This is a genomic window from Bradyrhizobium genomosp. I (2014) (genome assembly GCF_000261685.1).
Lineage (GTDB): Bacteria > Pseudomonadota > Alphaproteobacteria > Rhizobiales > Xanthobacteraceae > Bradyrhizobium.
In genome coordinates this window covers 1-7,925 of record NZ_AJQE01000024.1, presented here as the reverse complement: position 1 = coordinate 7,925, position 7,925 = coordinate 1, and the positions used below count along the sequence as shown (strand labels likewise).

9 protein-coding genes are annotated in these 7,925 nt (G+C 64.7%); 5 read left to right on the top strand and 4 right to left on the bottom strand.

All coding sequences use genetic code 11. The features are described from left to right. Nucleotides 1-578, top strand: a 578-nt coding sequence (locus tag IC50_RS02000; RefSeq protein ID WP_035699839.1) for a response regulator, incomplete at its 5' end; no start/stop codon positions are given. Nucleotides 579-836: 258 nt separating this feature from the next. Continuing rightward, entirely contained in the window at nt 837-2,846 is a 2,010-nt protein-coding gene (locus IC50_RS01995) for a HAMP domain-containing methyl-accepting chemotaxis protein (protein WP_035699837.1), read from the top strand. Between the two features lie 59 nt (nt 2,847-2,905). Here IC50_RS01995 and IC50_RS01990 read toward each other — a convergent pair whose 3' ends face one another. The 3 genes from IC50_RS01990 to IC50_RS01980 all read right to left on the bottom strand — a co-directional run bounded on the left by IC50_RS01990 (nt 2,906) and on the right by IC50_RS01980 (nt 5,370). Continuing rightward, entirely contained in the window at nt 2,906-3,592 is a 687-nt protein-coding gene (locus IC50_RS01990; RefSeq protein WP_035699836.1) for a glutathione S-transferase family protein, read from the bottom strand. A 126-nt stretch (nt 3,593-3,718) separates the two neighbouring features. Continuing rightward, nucleotides 3,719-4,045: a hypothetical protein gene (locus tag IC50_RS01985; RefSeq protein WP_035699835.1), complete on the bottom strand. Its 327-nt coding sequence runs from the start codon at nt 4,043-4,045 to the stop codon at nt 3,719-3,721. 194 nt (nt 4,046-4,239) lie between these two features. Continuing rightward, nucleotides 4,240-5,370 carry a site-specific DNA-methyltransferase gene (locus IC50_RS01980; protein ID WP_035699833.1) on the bottom strand — a complete coding sequence of 377 codons (1,131 nt, stop codon included), beginning with the start codon at nt 5,368-5,370 and terminating at the stop codon, nt 4,240-4,242. Nucleotides 5,371-5,518: 148 nt separating this feature from the next. Here IC50_RS01980 and IC50_RS40995 point away from each other — a divergent pair, with 148 nt between their 5' ends. The 3 genes from IC50_RS40995 (at nt 5,519) to moaB (ending at nt 7,478) form a co-directional block, all read left to right on the top strand. Continuing rightward, on the top strand, nt 5,519-5,665 hold the full coding sequence (locus IC50_RS40995; RefSeq protein WP_157460787.1) for a hypothetical protein: 147 nt from the start codon (nt 5,519-5,521) through the stop codon (nt 5,663-5,665). Between the two features lie 122 nt (nt 5,666-5,787). Next, the gene (gene ypfJ, locus IC50_RS01975; RefSeq protein ID WP_035699831.1) at nt 5,788-6,729 is read left to right on the top strand and encodes a KPN_02809 family neutral zinc metallopeptidase; all 942 of its coding nucleotides are present in this window, start codon (nt 5,788-5,790) and stop codon (nt 6,727-6,729) included. A 185-nt stretch (nt 6,730-6,914) separates the two neighbouring features. After that, the gene (moaB, locus tag IC50_RS01970) at nt 6,915-7,478 is read left to right on the top strand and encodes a molybdenum cofactor biosynthesis protein B (RefSeq protein WP_035699829.1); all 564 of its coding nucleotides are present in this window, start codon (nt 6,915-6,917) and stop codon (nt 7,476-7,478) included. A gap of 174 nt (nt 7,479-7,652) precedes the next feature. Here moaB and IC50_RS01965 read toward each other — a convergent pair. Further along, nucleotides 7,653-7,925, bottom strand: a 273-nt coding sequence (locus IC50_RS01965) for a GNAT family N-acetyltransferase (protein ID WP_035699843.1), incomplete at its 5' end; no start/stop codon positions are given.

Below are 7,925 nucleotides of genomic sequence, written 5' to 3'. Positions count from 1 at the left end.
GCCCCCCGCCGGTACAGCCACCGTCGCGGCGCGGCTTCGGCACCACGATCATCGAGCGATCGGTGCCGTTCGACCTCAAGGGCGATGCCGAGATCCGCTTCGACCTCCTGGGCGTGCAGGCAAAGTTCGTGATTCCCCCCAATTTCGTCGAATTGGTCCCGTCCATCGCAGGAGCCGCCATGCGCGTCGAGGAGCAGCAGTCCACCCGACCCAGGATTTCCGACACGGCATTGATCGTCGAGGACAATCTGATCATCGCCATGGCGGCGGAGGTCATCCTGCTCGATCTAGGCGCTCGCCACGTCGACACCGCCGCCACCGTCGATCAGGCACTGCGATCGATCGAGCGCACCCGGCCGAGCTTTGCCCTGCTCGATCTCAACCTCGGCAGCGAGAGCAGCATCAAGGTGGCTCAGAAGCTGAAGGAGATCGGGGTGCCCTTCATCTTCGCAACCGGCTATGGCGAGCGCGCGCCGCTCCCGGAGCAACTGGCGTCGGCGCCGGTGGTCCAGAAGCCCTACACGCTGGAAGTGATCGAGCATGCACTCGACAAATTGCAGAAGGCCGGCGCCTCGTGAGCGTTCGCATGCAGCGCCCTGTATGACGCTGCGCATTCGCGCGCGAACTTTGCATAGCTGCCGACAAAAACAGCAAATTTCGTGCCGGCCGATCTCAATCGCGCGAAAGATTTGAAGGTTCAATTAACGAGTGTCCCCCATTGTGTCGCGGTGCAGCGCGAGTCCCCAGGGCGCGACGTGCGGCTGCCGGAGTGGCCGCAATGATCGCCGGAGTTGTTCGGCCCCTCGAATTCACATGCATCCGGGTGGACAGTGGGAATGCCGAAATTTCGTTTGCGGATCAGGGGACGCCTGTACGCGGGCTTCATGGCCCTGGTGGCGGTCGGTCTCGTGATGGCAGTGGTTGCCGTCTGGAATTTGCGGGACGTGCAGGATCAGGTCGCAAGACAATCCGCCCTCTCTGACAGCACGGCGCGGGTGCTGGAGATATCGACCTATCTCCAGGCGATCCAGCGGGCCAATCTGCGCTACATCTACGACGCCAGCGAGCCTGCGATGAAAGAGGCTTCGGAACGGGAAACCGCGGCGACCGAGCTGTTGAAGGTCGGAGCCCAGGGGACGGCCTCCGAGGAACGGCGCAAGCTTTACGAAGATCTCATCACCGAAATCGCCAAAATGCGAAGCCTGCGTGACAATCTTGGGGACGCCGTCAACGAGGCGCGAACCGGCAAGGCGACGCTGCTGCCGAGCGGAGATGAGCTGACTGCCAAGATGAACAAGCTCGTTGATGTGGCCCGCGCAGCCGTCGATGAGGACACCGCGGCGCTCGTCGCGGACCTCGAATCCCGGCTTCTCCAGGTTCAAATCGCCAACTGGCGCTTCCTGGCCCTGCGCGACACCAAGGGACCCGCCAATTTCAGGACCAATGTGGACAGGGCGATGCAGCGCCTTTCGGCGCTGGAAAAGAGCCCGCAGGCGACGGAATTGCGAACCGTGCTCACGCCGGTGAAGACCTCGCTCGGAATCTACAAATCGGCGTTCGAGACGACCTCCGCCGCGATGCTCCAGGCCGACGAGATCTACCACAAGAATCTCGCGCCCCTCATCGTCGACAGCATCGGCAAGCTCAAGGCCGCGGAAACGACCCTGAAGCAGGACTACCAGCAATCGCGGACCACCGCCGAAGTCGTGATCGCGGGAACGACGACCGTTCAGGAGATCGCCGGCGGCCTCGCCATCTTGTTCGGCGGCATCGTCGCCGTCCTGATCGCCCGCAGCATCGTCGGTCCCCTGACCTCGATGACGGGCGCGATGGGGCGGCTTGCCGGCGGCAATCTCCAGGTCGAGATTCCCGGCCGCGGCAGGACCGACGAGATCGGCGACATGGCCAAGGCGATCCAGGTATTCAAGGACAATATGGTCGAGACCGAGCGTATGCGCTCCGAGCAGGCCGAGCTCGAGGCGCGGCAGGCCGAGAGCCGCAAGGCCGACATGGCCAGGCTTGCCGATCAGTTCGAGCAGGCGGTCGGGGAGATCGTCAACACGGTGTCGTCGGCGTCGAGCGAGCTCGAAGCCTCCGCAGGCACTCTGACCACGACCGCTGCGCGGGCCCAGGACCTGTCGACGGAGGTCGCCAGCGCCTCGCAGGAAGCCTCGGCCAACGTGCAGGCGGTCGCCTCGGCGACCGAGGAGCTCTCCTCCTCGGTATCCGAGATTGCCCGCCAGGTGCAGGAATCCGCCCGCATCGCGGGCGAGGCCGTCGGTCAGGCGAGCAGGACCAACGAGCGCGTCGGCGCGCTCTCCAAGGCCGCCGCCCGGATCGGTGACGTGGTCGAGCTGATCAGCACCATCGCCGGCCAGACCAACCTGCTGGCGCTGAACGCCACCATCGAGGCTGCGCGCGCCGGCGAAGCCGGCCGCGGCTTTGCGGTGGTCGCCTCCGAGGTCAAGGCGCTCGCCGAGCAGACGGCGAAGGCCACCGGCGAGATCGCCCAGCAGGTCTCCAGCATCCAGGCCGCGACGGAGGAGTCGGTCGGCTCGATCAGGGAGATCAGCGGCACCATCGAGCGGCTGTCGGAGATTTCGTCGACGGTCGCCGCCGCCGTGGAGCAGCAGGGCGCGGCAACGCAGGAGATCTCCCGCAACGTCCAGCAGGCGGCCCAGGGCACACAGCTCGTGTCGTCCAACATCGGCGACGTGCAGCGCGGCGCCTCCGAGACCGGCTCGGCTTCCTCGCAGGTGCTGTCGGCGGCGCGCTCGCTCTCGGCCGACAGCAACCGCCTCAAGCTCGAGGTGACCAGGTTCCTGAACTCGGTCCACGCCGCCTGAAGTCTCAAACGCAAGAGGCCACGCGCATGCGCGTGGCCTCGAACGGCGGCGCGAGGCGATCAGGCCACTTTGGCCGTCATGTGCTTGAACATGTTGCTGCGTGCTTCGTCGTCCATCTCGGCCTTGAAGGTGAACTTGTCCTTCAGGGCGATGGCCCGCGCCGCCGCGGGGCGCGCCGAGATCTCGTCCACGAGCCGCTTCACGTTCGGGTATCGGGCAAAAGCGCCGTCGCCGAGCTTGAACGGCACCATCCGCGCCCAGCCCCACAGCGCCATGTCGACGATCGAATAGCTGTCGCCGACCATGTAGCGACGGCCTTCGAGGTGACCGTCGAGAATCTTGTAGTGGCGATCAGTCTCGTACTGGTAGCGGTTATGGGCGTAGTCGTGGTTCTGGTCCTTCGGCGCGAAATGCTTGAAGTGCACGGCCTGACCCGAATACGGCCCGACGCCGGTGGCCACGAACATCAGCCAGGACAGCGTCTCGCCGCGCACGCTGGCGGCGGGCAGGAACTTGCCGGTCTTCTCGGCGAGGTAGAGCAGGATCGCGTTGGAGTCGAACACGATGGTGCCGTTGTCGTCGATGGCCGGTACCTTGCCGTTCGGATTGATCTTCAGATAGTCCGGCGCGAACTGCTCGCCCTTGCGGGTGTCGACGGCGACCGGTTCAAAGGGCAGACCGGATTCTTCCAGATAAAGCGCAACCTTGGTCGGATTCGGCGATCCGTTGAAGTAGAATTTGAGCATCGAGCACTCCCCGGTGTCTGTTGCCGCGCGCAGGCGTGGCATCGTTGGGCGGGCCTTGTCTTGCCTGAAGCCGTTGCGGGAGAGCAACCGGCGAGTTTGCCGGGCGGCGTCTGCGCGATACGCAGATCAAGCAGCGTAACAAAGGCCGATTGCCGCCGTAAGGACCATGGCCGCGCCCACGGCCTCCAGCCGCCGGCCGAGCCGGGCGGCGAGATGCATGTCGGACGCCCGCGCCGCCCGCTCCGATCCGCGCGCGTAGCCATGCACGATGACGTCGTGGTTGAAATTGTCGTGCGCCTCGTTGCTGCTGGCGAGCCCGACGCAGATCACGAGCACGCCGAACAGCGCGAGACCGAAAAATCCCAGCAGCGCGATCAGGAACATCGGAAACATGCCGACCAGGAAGATCGGCAGCAGCGGCACCAGCAGCAATGTCTCGGACTGTCGTCGCATGGGAGCCGGCCGTCAGGACGGAGGCTGATCGGGGAAAGCTAGTCCCGGCAGCGGCGGCTTTCAACCATCCGCCGCCGTCATTCCGGGGCGCGCCTCTTGGCGCGAGCCCGGGATCCATTGGGCCGCATGTGCTGTTGCTGGATGGATTCCGGGTTCGCGCTTCGCGCGCCCCGGAATGACGGTAAGAGGGAAAACTACTCCGCCGCCATGCCGGCGCGGATCTCGGCACGCAGCTCGTCGATCAGTTTGAGACCCTTCTTGGTCTCAACGTGCCAGAAGGTCCAGCCGTTGCAGGCTTGCGCGCCTTGCGCGACCGCGCCGATCCGGTGGATCGAGCCGACCTTGTCGCCGAACATGATGGCGCCGTCGGCACGCACCAGCGCGCCGAGCTTCTTCTTGGCGTCGAACAGTTTCGTGCCGGGCATGATCATGCCGCGCTCGATCAGCTCGGAGAACGCCACCCGCGGCGCTTCGCGCGCGGTCATGAACGGGGCGAGGCTTTCTTCCGGCAGCGGCTCGACCGCGGCGATGCGGGCCTCAGCCGCCTTGGCGTAGGTCTTGTCGCGTTCGAAGCCGATATAGGAGCGGCCGAGGCGCTTTGCGACCGCGCCAGTCGTGCCGGTGCCGTTGAAGGGATCGATCACGAGATCGCCGGGCTTGGACGACGACAGCAGCACGCGCGCGAGCAGACCTTCCGGCTTCTGCGTCGGATGCACCTTCTTGCCGTCGGCGCCCTTGAGGCGCTCCTCGCCGGTGCAGAGCGGGATCAGCCAGTCGGACCGCGCTTGCACGTCCTCGTTGGCGGCCTTCAGTGCCTCGTAGTTGAACGTATAGCCCTTGGCCTTCTCGTCGCGCGCGGCCCAGATCATGGTCTCGTGCGCGTTGGTGAAGCGGCGGCCGCGGAAATTCGGCATCGGGTTGGCCTTGCGCCAGACGATGTCGTTCAGGAGCCAGAAGCCGAGGTCCTGCATGATCGCGCCGACACGGAAGATGTTGTGATAGGAGCCGATCACCCAGATCGTCGCCGATGGCTTCATCGCGCGGCGGGCGGCAAGCAGCCAGGCGCGGGTGAAATCGTCATAGGCGGAGAACGAATCGAACTTGTCCCAGTCGTCGTTGACGGCATCGACATGGGATTCGTCGGGGCGCTTGAGATCGCCCTTGAGCTGGAGATTGTAGGGCGGGTCGGCGAACACCAGGTCGACCGAACCAGCCTGAAGCTTCGACATCTCGGCGACGCAATCGCCGAGAATGATGCGATGCGAGGGGGACTCAAAATTTGTGCGGGGCGCCCTTGCAGACGCCCCGCGACGCGACTCTACCATGACTCAAGAACTCTGACTCAGGCGACGCTGTCGGCGACGCGGGACCAAACAACCGACTGGCCGTTACATTGAAGGGGCAAAGTAAAAATCGGCTTAATCCGCCGCTTTCGTGAGCAGCCCTCGCGTCGCCGGTTGTGCGAACGTTGTCGTGCGCATTCGCCGTATTTTGCAGTGTATTTCGCGTTTGCCCGGCTTGCTGCAGCAATCATGGCTGCAAAAAGGCTGCAAATTTCTCTCGGAAAAAATTGCTCGACCCTCGGAAAAAATTGCTGGCATCGACATGCTGTCGCACTAGGCAATTTTTGCCGGCCACGATATTGATAAAAGCAACGGAAATTTTACGTGTGTGGCGCGTTGAGCTTCCACATCATTGTGCGCCGTCGAAACTGATTCAGGGATCCCAGAGGGAAGGCCGCCATGCGTTACGATGACTTCCGCCGCAGCGACGACATCGAGGATCGTCGCGACGAAGGTGGTGGCTTTGGCGGCGGCGGAGGAGGCGGGTTCGGCCTGCCGATGGGCGGCGGCGGGCTCGGCATCGGCACCATCATCGTGCTCGGCCTGCTCGGCTACGCCTTCGGCATCGATCCACGCATCCTGATCGGCGGCGCCGAAATTCTGACCGGCGGCGGCCATGCGCCGACCTACCAGACCGATCGCCAGGCCTCCTCGGGCAAGCGCGGCGCGCCGACCGACGAGATGGGCAGCATGATCTCCGGCATCCTCGGCGAGATCGACGATCGCTGGAGCGAGATCTTCCAGGCCAGTGGCCAGTCCTACACCGGTCCGAAGATCGTGCTGTTCCGCAATGCCACCAATGGCGGCCGCTGCGGCATGGCGCAGTCGGCGATGGGACCGTTCTATTGTCCGCCGGATCGCACCATCTTCCTCGACACCGCGTTCTTCCGCGAGGTCGAGACGCGCTTTCGCGGCTGCTCCGGCAAGTCGGCGTGCAATTTCACCACGGCCTACATCATTGCGCATGAAGCCGGCCATCACATTCAGAACCTGCTCGGCATCATTCCGCGCGTGACGCGGCTGCAGCAGCAGGTCGGCTCGAAGGCCGAGGCGAATGCGCTCCAGGTGAAGGTCGAGTTGCAGGCGGACTGCCTGTCCGGCGTCTGGGTCAATCGCGAGGCGAAGAAGCGTCCGAACTTCCTGGAGCCCGGCGACATCGACGCCGCGCTGACCACGGCGAGCGCGATCGGCGACGATACGCTGCAGCGCCAGGCCACGGGCCGGGTCGTGCCCGATTCATTCACCCACGGCTCGGCGGCGCAACGCAAGCAATGGTTCATGACTGGCTACCAGCAGGGCACGGTCCAGGCCTGCAACACGTTCGGTGCCGGAGCGTTGTAGCGATTATGACGTGCCCCGGACGCAGGGCAGCACCATAAGCGCGTTTACGCGCGTCTGCGACACGCTATGGTGATGCGCTGCTGAGCCGGGCCCACAACGCCGGTCTCCCAACCTCTGAAATGGGTCCCGGCTCTGCGGCGCGGCGCTGACGCGTCGCCCCCTGTCCGGGACACGAGAGACGCACCATGGCCTCGATCGACGAAACGAAGCAGTTCATCCCGCTCAATATCGCGGTGCTCACCGTGTCCGACACGCGCGCGCTCGCGGACGACAAGTCCGGCCAGACGCTGGTCGACCGCCTCACCGCGGCGGGCCATCATCTCGCCGCCCGCGAGATCGTCACCGACGATGTCGAGGCGATCCGCGCCATCATCCGGCGCTGGATTGCAGATGGCGGCGTCGACGTCGTCATCACCACCGGCGGGACCGGCTTCACCGGGCGCGACGTCACGCCGGAGGCGATCGAGCCGCTGTTCGAGAAGCGCATGGACGGTTTCTCGATCGCGTTCCACATGCTGAGCCACGCCAAGATCGGCACGTCGACGATCCAGAGCCGCGCGACTGCAGGTGTCGCGGGTGCCACCTACATCTTCTGTCTGCCGGGTTCCCCCGGCGCCTGCCGCGATGGCTGGGACGGCATCCTCGCAGCCCAGCTCGACTACCGCACGCGGCCGTGCAATTTCGTCGAGATCATGCCGCGGCTGGACGAGCATCTGCGAAGGCCGAAGGCGCAAGGCGCGACTTTCTGAGTTCTTGCCTTTCTTCCCTTCTCCCCTCGCGGGAGAAGGTGGCATAGGCGGCCTTCGGCCGCCGTTCTTAAGAACGCCGATGCTTCGCATCGGCTATGGCTCAGGATGAGGGGTACCCATCCGCGCGCACCGACTTTCGCGGAGGGAGAGCGCGCAGCAATGCGCATTGCGCAGCTACAGATCGCGCTCCCACGTCTCTCCAACCAGATCGGCACCGAAGCTGTGGTGCTTCTCTTCCTTCACGAGCTTGAAGCCCGTACTTTGATAGATGCCTCGTGCGGCAACCAGAATGCTCTGGGTCCACAGCGTCATCTTGCTGTAGCCCCGCTCGCGTGCGCCTTGGATGCATTGCTCGACCAGTGCGCGGCCGACACCGAGTCCCCGTGCTTTCTTCTCCACCTGCAACAGGCGGAGCTTGGCGATCTCGTCCGTGGCCTTGACCAGAAA

Bases quoted from the DNA above. Each gene is read 5' to 3' on its own strand.
- IC50_RS01995 (WP_035699837.1), top strand. From the start codon at position 837: ATGCCGAAATTTCGTTTGCGGATCAGGGGACGCCTGTACGCGGGCTTC.
- IC50_RS01990 (WP_035699836.1), bottom strand. From the start codon at position 3,592: ATGCTCAAATTCTACTTCAACGGATCGCCGAATCCGACCAAGGTTGCG.
- IC50_RS01985 (WP_035699835.1), bottom strand. From the start codon at position 4,045: ATGCGACGACAGTCCGAGACATTGCTGCTGGTGCCGCTGCTGCCGATC.
- IC50_RS01980 (WP_035699833.1), bottom strand. From the start codon at position 5,370: ATGGTAGAGTCGCGTCGCGGGGCGTCTGCAAGGGCGCCCCGCACAAAT.
- ypfJ (WP_035699831.1), top strand. From the start codon at position 5,788: ATGCGTTACGATGACTTCCGCCGCAGCGACGACATCGAGGATCGTCGC.
- moaB (WP_035699829.1), top strand. From the start codon at position 6,915: ATGGCCTCGATCGACGAAACGAAGCAGTTCATCCCGCTCAATATCGCG.